The organism is Pseudoalteromonas sp. NZS11_1, from assembly GCF_015864275.1.
Lineage (GTDB): Bacteria > Pseudomonadota > Gammaproteobacteria > Enterobacterales > Alteromonadaceae > Pseudoalteromonas > Pseudoalteromonas arctica.
Genome location: NZ_JADYXK010000046.1, coordinates 1 through 14,371, shown reverse-complemented (window position 1 = coordinate 14,371; position 14,371 = coordinate 1). Strand labels below are relative to the sequence as shown.

The window sequence follows — 14,371 nt, the reverse complement described above, 5'->3', positions numbered from 1 at the left end:
TACCGTGGGTGAATAATATCTATTAGATCACAGCGAACGGATGGGTTCAAGGTTAAAAAGCAATCAATTTGAAATAGTAGAATACGTTCCTAAAAAGAGTAATTCTACAACCTCAACGCCCATTTAAGAGGCAAAATATAGTTGGCTAAAATAGGTGAACGGAGTGAACAAAAGCCAACTATATTTTGTCCTGCTTGAAATTCTTTTTATGTTTCAGTTACTCAGGGCTTAATATACATTTTTATACTTAGAAACCCAAGTTTCCAGCCTTCGATAAAGCCAACTTTTGGGGTGATTTGATGGTTTACTACAAAGCCAGTTAGAACTAAAAAAGAAATAAAAACTATTCCATAGACCAACTCGAATGTATCTCCATTTACGATAGTTTCAGGTAGCAACGCCATTAAAGCAAAACTTGCTAGAAGGAATAAAACGACGTTAATAATACTAAAGAATATATATTTAAATATAAAACCAAACATATTTATTTGCACCTTCCATGATTGAAACATAACAATTTAGTCTACGACATTTGTCGTTTTACAAACCGACAAATGTCTTTATATTACAATGATTTTATCCTAGCTATAAAATAAACAACTGTAAACAGTTAGTTAGATTCGCCTTACCTTTTCTAAATGTAGCAAAACCCCAAAATGGTGGAGATCAGTAATATAAGACATATTGCTATGTTGTAATAATGGCTACTTAGTTAACAGGTTATATTTTAAATATCTGTGTTTAAACCAATAATGCGTACACCCCATGGTCCTTAAACTTGTAACTCGTTATTACTTATAAAATTAGTTAAAAATCACAATCTACTTCTATTGAATCCTGTGTATTTTTACTTCATGTTAAATACTCTTATTTCTCACTTACATACCTAGAGCGCTGCATGAATGGGTTATGGATCTTAAACCGCGTTAACACCCTACGATGAATTGACGTATTTAATAGCCTTAAAACGAAGAGGCTCAGCAGTTTTAAAATTTGCAATTAATAGCTGACTTTACTAGTTATCCACCTCATAGCGTGTTGTTATATTTATTAGAACGGTAACTCATCACCATTAAAACTATAAAGCTTTCCCGTATTATCAATAGATAAATTCAGAATAACGTTCATAACTCCAAGAGCCGAATCTACAACATTTTCACTTGCTGTAGAGCCACCCATATCGGTTTGAACCCAACCGGGGTGAACAGCTACCACAGCCACATTATCATTAACAAGTTCTTGTGATAAGTTCACTACTAGCATATTGGCTGCTGCTTTAGACATTCGATAACCATACCAATCCACACTTTGTTCTAGCGACAAAGATCCCATAGCAGAAGAAATAACGGCTATCTTACATAAGCGTTTTTTATTTATTAAAGGTAAAAAGCAATGAGTTAAATATAGTGGTCCAAGTGAATTCACCTTAAAACACATTTCGGCATTAGCGTAATTAATAGTATGGATACTTGTGTTTTCTCGATCCAAATATCCCGCATTATTTACTATTAAATCTAATTTAATATTTTCCTCATTAAGTTTACTTGCCAACGTCTTAATTTTTTCAGGGCAAGTGATATCCATTAGTTCAATAGACAATTTATTTGGAAACTTACCTTTCAATGAAACTAGAGCAACCGCCGTTTCTAGATCTCTACAGGTAGCAATTACTGTCCATCCATTTATAAGGTATTGTCTGGCTAATTCGAAACCGATTCCCCTATTAGCACCCGTTATTAATACAACTAAGTTATTCATTGTTTATACCTATAAATCTTACAATTTAGTCTACGACATTTGTCGCCTAAAAATGACAAATGTTCTTATATTACAATGGTTTTACCCTAGCTATAAAATAAGTATTTGTAAACAGTTAGTTCAGTCTCAACTTTTCTAAATGTAGCAAAAATCCAAAATGGTGGAGGTCAGTAATATCAGGCAAATTGCTGTTTAGTTGCACAGGTTGATTATTAGTTAAGTGGTTATATTTAAATACCTGTGTTTAAACTAATAACGCGTTCACTCTATAACCCTTAAACCTGTAACTCGTTATTGCTTATAAAATTAGTTAAAAATCGCAACCTACTTCTATTGAATACTCTGGATTTTTACTTCATATTAAATATTCTTATTTCTCACTTATTATGCTGTTATGTCATTTTTAAAATTTAGCCATGCACTTATTCTCACAATTGCTAGTACCTTGCCGCTTACAAGCCATGCTGCGCTTGACAAAAATGAGCGTGAAATAGTAAAACAGGTCGATAAAAACATTCCCCAAGCATTGCAAGAAATAAAGCAAGCCGTAAATATTAATAGCGGTTCGCTTAATATTGAAGGTGTAAAAAAAGTAGGTGCGCTGACAAGCGAGCAGCTTAAAGCCATAGGTTTTAAAGTAGAATGGCTTGATGGCAGTGCGTTTAACCGCGCAGGACATGTATTAGCAACCCATGAGAGTAATGATCCCGATGCAATAAAAATACTGATGATCGGCCATCTAGATACGGTATTTGACAAAAATGATAACTTTACTACCTACAAACAGCTTGATGAAAACACCGCAAGTGGCCCAGGCGTTGCCGATATGAAAGGCGGTAACACGGTAATAATTACTGCACTTAAAAGCTTACAAGCCCTTAATTTACTCGAAAATGTAAGCATAAAAGTGTTACTAACCGGCGATGAAGAAAGCAGCGGTCGCCCGCTTAGCTTATCTAAACAAGCTATTGTTGATGCGGCAATTTGGGCTGACGTAGCGCTTGGTTATGAAAATGGCGATAACAATATTAAAACTGCCATGGCGGCGCGCCGTGGTTATACCGGTTGGACGCTAAACGTAACGGCAAATGCGGCGCATTCTTCGCAAATATTTAGCGAAAACGTTGGTTATGGCGCTATTTACGAGACATCACGTATTTTAAATGATTTTAGAGAGCAGCTTGCCACGCAACCTAATTTAACGTTTAACCCGGGGCTTATTGTAGGCGGTACAAATGCCGATTACGACAGTGCTAATTCGTCAGCAACGGCGTTTGGTAAAAGTAATGTAATAGCACAAACCGTGCATGTAGCAGGTGATTTACGCGCACTTTCACCAAAACAATTAGAAAACGCAAAAAGATCAATGCAACTTATTGCTAGCAACAGTTTAAATGGCAGTAAAGCAGAGCTTATTTTTGAAGACGGTTACCCGCCAATGGCATTAACTGATGGCAATAAAAAGCTATTAGAATTATACAGCGACGCAAGCCATGATTTAGGCTTCAACAAAGTAGTAGCAGCAAACCCACGTAATGCAGGCGCTGCAGATATTTCGTTTGCGGCAAGCCATGTTGATATGGCGCTTGATGGTTTGGGCTTAATGGGCAGCGGCGCGCACACTAAAAACGAAACAGCCGATTTAACCAGCCTTGATAAAAACATTAAAAAAACTGCATTACTCATTTATAGATTAGGAAAACTGTAATAGTAAATGTATTTTAAAGATAAGCGTAGGCCAAATAATAACCGTCCTACCGTCCTACGCTTGTACTTACTTTTAAGACATTATTTTAAACAATAATTCTCGCACTGTGGCTGGTTCAAACGGTTTATCACAAATAGCATCAACTCCCGCTTGAGCTATATTTGCTAGGTGCGTTTCGTTTGCCTCTGAGCTCACCATTAAAATAGGGATATGTGAGTAACTATTTGAGCCTCTAACGGTTTCTGTTAGTTCTCGTCCGTCCATTTCTGGCATATTGTAGTCGGTTACAATTAAGTCAAACGATTGGTTGTTTAAGTGCTCAATAGCTTCTTTACCGTTTACAGCTTCTACCGGGGCAGGTATTCCCATACCCGCAAGTACGCGTATTATGTGTTTACGCGCAAAGCGGCTATCATCTACAACCAGCACTCTTAGTAATGTTACGTCAAAATGATCAAGTTCTACTTCTTCTTCGCTTATAATATCTAAAGTTGCTTTAAGAGCGCGGGTAATGGCTTTTGCGCTGAAAGGCTTAGGCAAAATAGCAAGCACACCTGATTGGCGTAATTGCTCAAGGTATTTTTTATTACGCTCGCTCGATATAAGCATAAAAGGTTGATGCTCGGTGATAGGGTTTGATCTTATTTCTTGCAATAGTGAATCGGCTGTCCCGTCAGATAAATACATAGAGCTTATAACTAGATCAGGGTGATAACTTGCTAATAAGCTAAGCGCTTGTGTTTGTGTAGATGCAGTTTCAACTTGTTTTACACCACTTTCTAAAAGCGATTTTATTATTATTTTTTGCTGAACCTCTGAAGGCTCTACAAGTAAAATGGACAAGTTTGCTATTGCAGTTAAGTCGCTCATTCAGATCTCTTTAGTATTGTTATAATCAGGATAATAATAACATTTTTGACTCGTTAATATTATATAAAGAGATTGTAATATTTAAGAAAACATTATCAATCCCTTTAAAATATAGCACTTCTTAATTAGATTGAATGTAATCTAATGCATTCATTTTTTTATATGTGACGTTAGCGTGCAAAATATGTGCAGGCTCAGGGTCAACCACTTCAACAGGAATGTCGTAATTTCGGGCTATTTCAATTGCCATTTGCGTAATATTAACGCTAAACGAGGTGCCCATAAATACAATTTTATCGGCGTTGAGCATACGCTGTTGTGCTTCTGTTATTCTGTAAAGCTCGGTGTAGTACTCGTCAAATAATAAAACAAAGGGCTTAAATGAATGGTTTAGCACAGGCGTTTGGTTTTGAATATTAAATAGCTCAAAAAGAGACTCTTGCAGGCGGCTTTCTTCTACACTATCCCACGGGGTGGCAAGTGGCGTGACTGGCTCACCTTGCTCATGAAATAAGGTCATTTGATCAAGCCTGCCATGAATAGCAATGTAATTTTTATTACCCGCTTTGCCATCAAGCCCATCTATGTTTTGAGTAATTAGGTTTTTGTCACTTAGCCAATGGTGTACGTCGTTTGGGCCATGGTTGCGATACGCTGCAAAGCGATGGTAATACCATGCTAAAAACTCTTTAGGGGCATTTTGGTACATTGCGCGCGTTGCCATTTCCATAGGCGTATAATTTTTACTGCCTATGGTCCAGTAACCATCCTCCCCTCTAAAGGTGGGAATACCACTGGCTGCGCTGACTCCCGCCCCGGTAATGTAAAGGGTGTTCACTTTGGCGCCTCGTAACCGAGTACGTTAGCGCTTACTTGCTGACTGTTATCAATACCGCCAATTCGATATAAAACACCGCTGTGCTCAAGTAAACCACGATGATCCATGCTCTTTACTTCAACTGGGGATAAAATCTGCCATTCGTTTTTTTCGATACTAAAGCGCCAAACATGATCACTTGCTGATGCAGGTTTGCCGTCGTAGCCTATTGCGCTGTAGTTATATGGGTTATTAGAGCCTGCCATCATATAAATATTGCCATTATAGCTGGTAGCTGCCATTCGATAGTGAGCGGTGCCCGTTGGATGAGGCAACGTACGCCAATCTATTTTTTGTGGATTAGTTGAATCTATTGTGCCTTTTAAACACTGTGCTACACCTGCAAACGAGCGACGCGAATCAGGATTAGCTTGTGTTTTAACGCCATCACAAATAACAATGGTATTATCGCTAATTGCAGCAGCTTGGCCAAATACGGGCTCACCTAAAAATGGCGAGGCTTGTTGCCATGTATTATTTTGCGTGTCGTACACTTGCACTAAGTTTACGTTGCCATCGTTATGCCAACCGCTAATTAGATAAATGTAACGCGCTTTGTAGCTCAGCGCGACGCTATCGTCTACGGGTACTGGCATGCTCGCAAGATGAGTGTAGGTATCTTTTATTACGTCGTACTTATATACGTCGGGGCTTGAAACTTCAGTATGATCCTCTGCTACCGTATAGCCGCCAAACACATAGGCGTACTCGCCTAAACCGACTGCGGTGCTTGCTAAGCGCCCTTTTAGTGGCAAGCTTGAAGGCACACCAGTTTTAGATTGCCACTGTGAATCGCCAACTTTAAGCGCCCACACTTTGTTATGCACTGACGAGTATTGTTTATCGCCCCCCAGCCCCATAAAGCTTAAAAAATAGGTTTGGTTTTGTACTGTAACTTTAGCCACAGCATTATTAGCAACTGGCTCTGGTAAAGCGGGAAGGCTTGCTAACGCAAGAGAAAAAAGAAGGCTCATAAGGCAAATAATTTAATAAGAATTAATACGCTCAGATTAAATTATTTTAACCTTGTGAGCCAGTATTGTTATATCTAAATAATCAAACGCTTTTGATTAGTAACCATATTAGTAGGCAATACTAATATGATTATTAACGTGCGCCGCATTTTGCGCTTCATCAACCATTGCAGTTGCATAATCAGTGACCGATACCTTGCTTTCGCCTGCATCATTAGTAAAAAATGTATTACTGCCGATACGGTAATCGACTTCATTATCACCTGGATATAATTTGTGGACAGTTTATTTATGACGTAATTATCAGCAAACGGTAGTGCGTGCTTTCATCGACTTTTTAGCGCAGCACTGTCAAACCGATATTAAAAAATATGTCGGCAAGTAAGGCATTGTAGTTAAGGGCGCTGTGACTATTGTTTAAGCTAAGGTGATAGTTCAGCTTAGTTATTGAGGTAAATAGGTTACGTTATCTAAGCCTCGTTGCTTATTTTTGTACATAGCTTGATCAGCATACTTTATGAGTTCGTGATCTGTTTGGCCGTGCTCGGGGTAATTTGCAATTCCTATACTGGGTGAAATATTTAGTAGTACGTCATCTAACTTAAAGACGGCTTTAAACTCAGTGAGGACTTTATTTTTGATTCTGACGGTTTCGTGGCTAGAACTTAAGTTATCTAAAATAATTAAAAATTCGTCTCCGCCTAAACGCCCTACTGTGTCGTAATGCCTAACCGACGCTGAAAGCCTTTTTGCTATAGCGCATAAAAGCTTATCGCCAATTTCATGTCCGTGAGTATCGTTTACTGCTTTAAAGCCATTTATGTCTATAAACAGCAAAGAAAAAAACGTGTTGTCTCTGGTTGCACTAATAATTACTTTTTCTAATCGATTCATCAATAAAGAACGATTTGGTAGGCCAGTTAACACATCGTGCCGTGCCATATAATGGAGTTGATCTTCCATTACTTTACGTTCAGTTATATCGTGCGCGACAGCGATCCTTACTTGATGTTGCTCTGACCAACGAACAGACCATAATATATGAACTACTTGACCATCTTTTCTCATCCAACGGTTTTCAAAGCGAGGGTTCACCATTTCGCCAGACAACAGCGAAGTTACGGCATTATGCGTTTTATAATGATCACCTTCGTAAACATAGTTAATCATTTTTTTGCCTACAACTTCGTCGGCCGTATAACCAAAAATTTGCTCAAATGCTGCGCTTACAAAAACAAATGTGCCTTGTTTATCTACCACGCATACCGCATCAAGCATTAAATCGAGTACTTCTTCTACATTAATTAATTCATTTTTTTTCATACTTTGGTGCCTTCAAAGCAAAACCAAGCGAATTTAAGTATTCTATATACCTTTAATAAAAGCAAAGGTAATTGAAACTACAATAATAGTTAATACAAAGTTAGATTAATCGTGCACGTATAATTAATATCGCCCTTGTAAAAGCATAAAATGCAAAGTTAAATAATCAATAAGCGTAAAATACTTTGAAGTCCTTCAAAAATAGACTAAATTTTAAATAGTATATAATCATATAACTCTCAGTAACTTCTATTTTTTGACTCTTTAATAAATGTAATTGTATAAAATGTATCTACTTTATTTTTTAAATTTTACTGTTTTATTGGCCTAAGTTAAATTTTTTAACTACTACAAAATTAGTTGTTTTGATTTAATCGCATTTATACTTTTACGCTGTTAATGTATGTTAATATTGTGTGATATCACATGTATTACAAAAACAGTCATTGTTTTTTATTTTTTGATTGCGCAGGAGACTTTTGGGTGAAAATATCACAACGTTTATTTTGGCCATTACTTTTTGTGTGCCCTCTTGTAATGGCTGAGCCGTTTGAAGATGAAGACCTCGATCTTGATGCTTTAATGGGTATGGATGTGCAAGCAACTTCTGCGATGAAAAGAGCACAATCAGCATTTGATACCGCTTCATCTATTTATGTATTAAGTAAAGAACAAATTACTAAATCTGGTGCTACATCAGTACCTGAAGCACTAAAAATGGTGCCGGGTTTAATTGTCCGTCAGCTCGATAACAATCAATGGGCTATTTCCTCAAGAGGCATTGCCTCTCGCTTTTCAAGCAAATTATTGGTTATGATTGACGGACAAAGCTTATATACCCCAAAGTTTGCCGCTGTTTATTGGGAAACACTCAACGTTCCTTTGTACGATATTGAACGTATTGAAGTTATACGCGGACAAGGCGGATTACTTTGGGGAAGTAACGCAAATAATGGCGTTATTAATATCATTACTAAAAATAGTATTGATACTCGCGGTGGATACGCAAGTGTAACAACTGGTAATCAAATAAATGTTGATGCAAATCTTCGCTACGGTGGTGATATAAGTAACATAGGCAGCTACCGAGTGTATGGTCATTTAAAAGATGCTAATGGATCAAAAAAAGGGATCTCACTCGATCCTAACGACACAACTAAGCAAAATTCTTTAGGTTTTAGAGCTGACTTTACCCCTAATGATGAGTGGTCAGCACTACTCCAGGGTGATGTAACTCATTCCACACTTGGCCAAAACTACCGAGGTGTTGTCGATGAAACCAACGAAAACATTTCATTTTCAGATGATTTAAAGCGAACAGACACGCGCATAATGGCGCACCTTGAAAACAGAATGTCGCCAGATGCCAATCAAATGCTACAAATTTCTTGGCTTAAACAAAATGGCTCTCAAAATTATATTAAAGAAGACTTTGAATCGATAGATATTGATTATCAAATGAACTTTATATATCAATCTCTACAGTTAGATTGGGGGTTGAACTACCGATACAATTCTATATCTTTCGCAGAAAGTGTATTTTTAGATAGCGATAAAAACTTTGATAGCCTCAAACAATATGGTGCACTTGTTCAAGCTCAATATAATGTGACTCCTGACACTCTCGACTTTATTATTGGTACTAAGCTTGATCATAACGATTTAACTGGCTGGGAAAATCAACCATCAGCAAGACTTATATACAAACCAGTAGATAACCACCTTACTTGGGGCGCAATATCGCGAAGTGTACGTACACCAACATTAATTGAGTTTAACGACAACTTTAAAGTTAATGGTACAGAAATTAAAGATCTTACCGGTTTAAGTTCAGGCTTTGGCCAAATAGACGACTACCGAATTGCAACCTACCTAAATGGTAATGACAAAGTTAAATCAGAAAACTATCTATCTTATGAATTAGGCTACCGTTTTACTGCTAACGATTGGTCATTAGATCTTTCTACTTATTATACCGATGCTAAAAACGTAGCGGTTATTGATATGAATACGCATGCTGAACAATTCACTCCTATACTTGATTTATTTCTAGCAGGGAGAATTCCAGAAGTATTTCAAGCACTAACAATGACTCGTATAGATTTAGACTTTGCATCTGTAGCAAACACAACCACTAAAGGGTTCGACTTAGTAATATCATGGCAACCAATTGATAATCTCAATACTGAGTTTGGTTACAGTTACACCGACTATAACTACGATTTACCTCCTAGAGTAGAGCCCGCTATCGGGTATGACTCTAAAAACAGGCAGTTATTTGCAAAAGCCGATTATACATTCTCAACTGACCATAACGTATTTGCGACATTACGAGCAGTAAACTCAAATGCATATAATACTGATAATTACACAACGTTAGATGTTAGTTGGAATTGGCAGGCTACTCCTGTGTGGTCTACTGCAGTTTCGGGTAAAAACCTATTTTCAGGTTCACATATTGAGTACAGTAATACGCGCGAAACCTATACATTACCAAACTATATTGATGAATGTATTACGTTTACAATTTCAGCAAATTTCTAAGCTAATTAGATGATTAAATTAAGAAGTCTAATTCACAGAAGCTTGATAGCCTTGGTACTTTTAAGTACCAGCGTTGACGCTGTTGAAAAAGAATACATGCTAAAAGCAGGCTTCTTGTATAACTTTGCACGTTTTGGACACTGGGATTCTCATTTAGAACCCCTTGATCAATTTACTATTTGTAGCCCTGATAAATACTTTATTGATGTGGCTAACACCGCTCTAAAAAATCGCACTATAAAAAAATTACCTTTACATAATAAATTAGTCACTATTGATGAAGTCACTACATCTGCGTGTAACATGCTATTTATCACCTCAGATACATTTGCTCAGTGGCAAAACATAACTCCTTTAGATCTAAAAAATATTATGGTCATTGGTGAAACAGACTCATTTATTGAAAATGGCGGCCATATCAGATTCTTTCTTTCCAGTGGTAAAATTCGCTTTGAAATTGCACCACAACAGCTTAAAGATGCAGGCATTACTATGAGTTCAAAAGTACTACGACTTGCACGCGTTGTAGATAGGTAATGCAATGAAAAAACTATTTGCATTAAATACAATGAGCAAAAAATTATTATTCATCTTAATGAGTGTCGCACTTGTATCAACCGCTACAGTAACCATTGTATTTAGTGCTTATGAAATCACCAGCGCTCAAGAAGAACAAATAGAAAGCCTGGGGTCGCTGTCTAAAATGCTTTCACCCAATATAACTACTGCACTTATGTTTAATGACATAGATGCAGTACAAGAGCTTATAGACCCAATACTTATACGCTCAGATGTTATTAGTATAATGGTAACGAGTATGACTGGTGAACAACTTGTTATTGCTCAAGCCGAAAATGAAGAAATAGAACAAAGCATTGAGGTTAATACCCCCCTTCAGCTCGATATGCATGATTATGGCGTATTAAAAATACGCGCTAACAACAGTTACATTCAAGATAGAATCACTTTTTACTTTAAATTTATAATGATTTTGATGGTCTTTACCTTTGCTATCAGCCTCATTTTATCCCTTTTGCTAAGGCGCCGCTTTTTAAACCCTATTTTATATTTAGCACAAACAGCAAATAAAATAACAACGTCACATGATTATAGCTTACGCGCTAAACAACTATCACAAGATGAAGTAGGACAATTAACCTCTTGTTTTAACGATATGCTATACAACATTGAGCAAAGAGAAAGTTCATTAGAAAACCAAGTTAGGCTTCGTACTAATGAACTTGAAAATGCAAATATTCAGTTGCAACAATATGCTTACCAAGACGGGTTAACCGATTTACCAAATAGACGGTATTTTTACGAGAAACTACAAAGCTTAATAAGTGTTGAAGGAATGAAATTCGCACTTATATTTATAGATTTAGATGGTTTTAAAGAAGTAAACGACAGCCTTGGGCATGACTACGGTGATTTATTATTACACCAGGTAGCAACGAGGCTGCAAAGCTGTATAACAACAAAAGATACAGTAGCACGCTTAGGTGGAGACGAATTTACATTAATTTTAGAGGGTGTAAATAGCCCAGATGAAGCATCAAAAATTGCCGAAGCTGTAAAAAGTAGTTTAATGCAGAGCATTAAAATAAAAAAAGAAACAGTCTATGTTACCGCAAGCATAGGTTTAACGTTTTTCCCTGCTGATGGTTTAACAGTAGAAGAGCTCGTTAGACGTGCTGATCAAGCGATGTATTTATCTAAAAATAAAGGGCGGAATCGCTATGAGTTTTTCTCCTATGCTATCGAAGAAAAAGCCACAGAAAAGCGTCGCCTGATAGAAGAGATACGCACTGCAATTGTTAAAAACCAATTTGAATTATATTACCAACCTATATTTTCAATTGATGGGAAATCAGTACCAAAAGCTGAAGCCCTGATTCGTTGGAACCACCCTGAACGAGGCCTAATAGGCCCCAATGAATTTATACCTGTCGCTGAAAAAAACGGATTAATAAACGACATCGGCCAATGGGTAAAATCTCAAGCAATTCAAGATACCGTCCAATTCAATGTTTTAAGTGAAAAGACAATTCAAGTCAGTGTAAATACATCACCTCTTGAAATTGACCGCGCTGGTTGCTGGGTGGATGAATGGATTGTTGCAAGTAAAAAGTACCAACTACCCGCCAACACTATTTTAATTGAAGTCACTGAAAATACCTTAATGGATCCAGATTCGTCAATACAGCGACAATTAAAACGCTTAAGCACTATTAATATAGACATAGCGATTGACGACTTTGGTGTTGGTTATTCTTCTTTGGCGTATTTACAGCGCTTAGATATAGACATTTTAAAAATAGATCGCTCATTTATAAGCGATATTGAATCAAACGATAATAGTATTGCTCTCGTTAAGGCTATTATCACTATGGCTCACAACCTAGATGTAATGGTGGTAGCGGAAGGTGTTGAAACACAAAAACAGTATGACCTATTAAAGCTGCTTGCTTGCGATTATATTCAAGGCTACATTTTTTCAAAGGCAATTACTAAACAAGAGTTTATGAAAAAGTATATAAAACAAAAAGAAGTGATCTAATTTATGTCTATCGTGCTAGATTTTAGCAAGCCAACACAGAACACTTCTTTACTCTTGCGTTAAAAATTCATGTATTTAAAGCTTAATCCCAAGCTATAACCAGCGAGGGACTAGTTGTTTATACTCTTTATATTGTGTAGAAAAACGATGAGCTAAATGAGCCTCCTCAACTAACGTTTGTCGATATATAGCTGTAAAACCTATAACTAAACAGATCAAACTAAATATACTAGGTAAGGCTAAAAAGAAACCCACCTGTGCAGCTACAACACCTAAATACATCGGATTCCTAGAGTATTCATATAATCCTGATGTTTTAAGCTCATGTGGTCCCTTAGGATCAATTCCTGAACGCCAAAGTGCTGCCATATGAAAATGTACAAACATCGTCAAAATAAAACCTGCACTCAATAAAATATCGCCAAATAATACACCTGGCCAGCCATTGAGAATTGGGAATAGCCCAAGGTAGCTATCTAACTCAGGTACAAACACTCTAATTACACATATAAACCAAATAGCAGCTCTGAAAAACTTAAAAACCATATGGTTCCACCAACTAGTACAAAACTTATCTCCGGGATAAATAACGCCTGATGGTGTGTCTCGATTTTTATAAATAATTCTAAATGTATAAAAGCCCGCAACAAAAGTATAAAAAATAGCTAAGTAAATACGTGTAAATTCAACTAGCGAAGTAGAGTCATCTAAAAATGTTTCATAGGGCATCTAGTTACAGCTCACAATCATTATTGGTAGTAATTTTAAAACAACTAACTCAATAAATTTTAGTTATAAGGTCATGAAATTATATTAGTATTCATTGCCTTCATAAACAAGTTAAGTCAGAGGTTTGTTAACGAGTAATCATTAACTAATACCATTAATTTAAAATAACTTTGATTTATGAGGATCTCATACTTTTTATATAATACCAATCTGCTTATATATTTGAATTGATATTATTCACTCATATTTTTACATTCTATATATGCAAAAAAACGACTATTTCGGTTAGGACTTTCTTTAATTTGAAGCTTTGTACAGTGCAATAGTGCCCTCAGCGTTAGGACGTCACAGTGAAATACTGCACTCGCATCGGCGATGCCACTTTAACTAGTTAAATTAAGTAGATTATTCACTGAGAGACGCTTCGCTCTAGAGAAATACCTGTATCACTTTTCTAAAAATGTAAAAAGCCGACTCTTTTTGAAACGGGCTCTCTAAAATGTGAAGCTTGTGTAATGTCATGGTGCACAGCGGTAGAAAGTCACGTAGCAAATGCTGCTGTATTGGCCGACTGAGATATTGAGGGGTTTTGTTGTGATTTTAGCGTCGGGAGTCGCTACGCTCGCCCTACGTGATGGATGTTGATGTGAGTGTGTGTTAATTGCGCACATTTCACTTTTCTACAGACGTAAAAAAGCCTGAATCTCTAGATTCGGGCGCTCTACAATGTGAAGCTTGTGTAATGTCATAGTGCCCACAGCGGTGGAGGGTCACGTAGCAAATGCTACTTTATTGGCCGAATGGGGTATTGAGGGTTTTTGTTGTGATTCTAGCGTCGGGAGTCGCTATGCTCGCCCGCCCTACGTGATGTGTGTAGATGTGAGTGTGTGTTAATTGTGCACATTTTACTTTTCTGCAGACGTAAAAAAGCCCGAATCGTTAGATTCGGGCTTTCTACAATTTGAAGCCTGGTAATGTCCTACTTTCACATAGCAAATGCTACACTATCATCGGCGCTGTTTCGTTTC

Annotated in this window: 10 protein-coding genes; 4 read left to right on the top strand and 6 right to left on the bottom strand. The window is 37.0% G+C overall.

Annotation, left to right across the window (positions count from 1 at the left end):
• Positions 1 to 1,050: 1,050 nt before the first annotated feature.
• Entirely contained in the window at positions 1,051 to 1,758 is a 708-nt protein-coding gene (locus tag I6F44_RS19210) for an SDR family oxidoreductase (protein ID WP_197112943.1), read from the bottom strand.
• A 394-nt stretch (positions 1,759 to 2,152) separates the two neighbouring features.
• On the opposite strand from I6F44_RS19210, the gene I6F44_RS19205 reads away from it, so the two are divergent.
• Positions 2,153 to 3,466, top strand: a complete 1,314-nt coding sequence (locus I6F44_RS19205; RefSeq protein ID WP_101216292.1) for a M20/M25/M40 family metallo-hydrolase — start codon at positions 2,153 to 2,155, stop codon at positions 3,464 to 3,466.
• 72 nt (positions 3,467 to 3,538) lie between these two features.
• Here I6F44_RS19205 and I6F44_RS19200 read toward each other — a convergent pair whose 3' ends face one another.
• The 4 genes from I6F44_RS19200 to I6F44_RS19185 form a co-directional block, all read right to left on the bottom strand.
• Positions 3,539 to 4,336, bottom strand: a complete 798-nt coding sequence (locus I6F44_RS19200; RefSeq protein ID WP_101216291.1) for a response regulator transcription factor — start codon at positions 4,334 to 4,336, stop codon at positions 3,539 to 3,541.
• 121 nt (positions 4,337 to 4,457) lie between these two features.
• Entirely contained in the window at positions 4,458 to 5,174 is a 717-nt protein-coding gene (locus I6F44_RS19195) for an SIR2 family NAD-dependent protein deacylase (protein ID WP_024592028.1), read from the bottom strand.
• Positions 5,171 to 6,187, bottom strand: a complete 1,017-nt coding sequence (locus tag I6F44_RS19190) for a Kelch repeat-containing protein (protein ID WP_197174383.1) — start codon at positions 6,185 to 6,187, stop codon at positions 5,171 to 5,173. Before I6F44_RS19190 ends, I6F44_RS19195 begins: the two co-directional genes overlap by 4 nt.
• A 444-nt stretch (positions 6,188 to 6,631) precedes the next feature.
• The gene (locus tag I6F44_RS19185; RefSeq protein WP_121955445.1) at positions 6,632 to 7,510 is read right to left on the bottom strand and encodes a sensor domain-containing diguanylate cyclase; all 879 of its coding nucleotides are present in this window, start codon (positions 7,508 to 7,510) and stop codon (positions 6,632 to 6,634) included.
• Positions 7,511 to 7,993: 483 nt separating this feature from the next.
• On the opposite strand from I6F44_RS19185, the gene I6F44_RS19180 reads away from it, so the two are divergent.
• The 3 genes from I6F44_RS19180 to I6F44_RS19170 are packed head-to-tail and all read left to right on the top strand — an operon-like array spanning position 7,994 to position 12,614.
• A complete protein-coding gene (locus tag I6F44_RS19180; RefSeq protein ID WP_197174382.1) occupies positions 7,994 to 10,054 on the top strand; it encodes a TonB-dependent receptor plug domain-containing protein in 2,061 nt (686 codons plus the stop codon).
• Between the two features lie 9 nt (positions 10,055 to 10,063).
• A complete protein-coding gene (locus I6F44_RS19175) occupies positions 10,064 to 10,591 on the top strand; it encodes a YfiR family protein (RefSeq protein WP_007586256.1) in 528 nt (175 codons plus the stop codon).
• Positions 10,592 to 10,595: 4 nt separating this feature from the next.
• Positions 10,596 to 12,614: a putative bifunctional diguanylate cyclase/phosphodiesterase gene (locus tag I6F44_RS19170; protein ID WP_024592033.1), complete on the top strand. Its 2,019-nt coding sequence runs from the start codon at positions 10,596 to 10,598 to the stop codon at positions 12,612 to 12,614.
• 93 nt (positions 12,615 to 12,707) lie between these two features.
• Here the strand turns inward: I6F44_RS19170 and I6F44_RS19165 are convergent, their stop codons facing one another.
• A complete protein-coding gene (locus tag I6F44_RS19165) occupies positions 12,708 to 13,343 on the bottom strand; it encodes a methyltransferase family protein (protein ID WP_165735527.1) in 636 nt (211 codons plus the stop codon).
• Between the last annotated feature and the right edge of the window lie 1,028 nt (positions 13,344 to 14,371).